The organism is Pseudomonas sp. N40(2020) (genome assembly GCF_014472415.1).
In the GTDB taxonomy this organism is placed as follows: domain Bacteria; phylum Pseudomonadota; class Gammaproteobacteria; order Pseudomonadales; family Pseudomonadaceae; genus Aquipseudomonas.
This window is the reverse complement of the sequence record NZ_JACSZV010000089.1, coordinates 1-1,180: the sequence shown is the minus strand read 5'-3', so window position 1 is coordinate 1,180 and position 1,180 is coordinate 1. Positions and strand designations below refer to the sequence as shown.

The 1,180-nt window shown below is 55.1% G+C and carries 1 protein-coding gene; it reads left to right on the top strand.

Going from position 1 to position 1,180, the window contains the following annotated elements; genetic code table 11:
* Positions 1–257 precede the first annotated feature (257 nt).
* Positions 258–1,037 (top strand): ABC transporter substrate-binding protein, encoded by a 780-nt coding sequence (locus IAI51_RS27735; protein ID WP_187681373.1) that lies wholly within the window; start codon positions 258–260, stop codon positions 1,035–1,037.
* The last annotated feature ends 143 nt before the right edge of the window (positions 1,038–1,180 follow it).

Sequence of the window (1,180 nt, the reverse complement as noted above, 5' to 3'; positions counted from 1 at the left end):
GCCTCCGGCAGCTCCTACACGGGTTTTTTTGTACAGTTTGAGGGCTTGTCCTACAGCCTTTGCACCACGACGGCGCACAGTTTGACACCGCTCAGCTGGTGCGCCGATCTTCTGTAAGTATTTGTCGCTTAAAAACAATCTGCCCTGTGCGCGTCGCCATAGACTGCCGGCCACTTCGGTTTTTTGCCTGTAAATGGCCATGACCGGACGCTGACTCGAAAGCTGCCAATAAAAGCCTCCGCACACAGGAGTTATAAATGAAGAAGCTAGTGATGTTTGGTGCCCTGGGACTGTCGATGTTGTCCCTGACCGCTGTGGCCGAAGACGCCAAGCCGATCCGCATCGGTATCGAAGCCGGATACCCGCCGTTCTCGATGAAAACCCCTGACGGCAAACTCGCCGGTTTCGACGTGGATATCGGCGATGCGCTGTGTGAGCAGATGAAAGTCAAATGTACCTGGGTCGAGCAGGAATTCGATGGCCTGATCCCGGCGCTGAAAGTGAAGAAGATCGACGCGATCCTGTCTTCGATGACCATCACTGACGACCGCAAGAAAAACGTCGACTTCACCATCAAGTACTACCACACCCCGGCTCGCTTCGTGATGAAGGAAGGTTCCGGCGTCAAAGACCCGCTGACCGAACTCAAAGGCAAGAAAGTCGGCGTACTGCGTGCCAGTACTCACGACCGTTACGCCACCGAAGTGCTGGTGCCGGCCGGGATCCAGTTGGTGCGTTACGGCTCGCAGCAGGAAGCCAACCTGGACATGGTCTCGGGTCGTATTGACGCGATGCTGGCCGACTCGGTCAACCTGAGCGACGGTTTCCTGAAAACCGACGCGGGCAAAGGCTTCGAATTCGTCGGCCCGACCTACGAAGACGCCAAATACTTCGGCGGCGGCGCCGGGATTGCAGTGCGCAAGGGCGATACCGCTCTGGCTGAGCAATTCAACAAGGCCATCACCGAAATTCGCGCCAACGGCAAGTACAAGCAAGTGCAGGACAAGTACTTCGACTTTGACGTGTACGGCCATTAATAGGCTGTAGAAAAAAGTGGCCCCGTTTACGCGGTGGCCACTTTTTTTGTGCCCATGATTTATCCTGCATCACACCTTTCCAATGTAGGAGCTGCCGCAGGCTGCGATCTTTTGATCTTGATCCTGAAAAACAAGATCTAAAG

Excerpts from the sequence above, each read along its gene's own strand:
- IAI51_RS27735 (WP_187681373.1), top strand. The coding sequence starts at position 258 with ATGAAGAAGCTAGTGATGTTTGGTGCCCTGGGACTGTCGATGTTGTCC.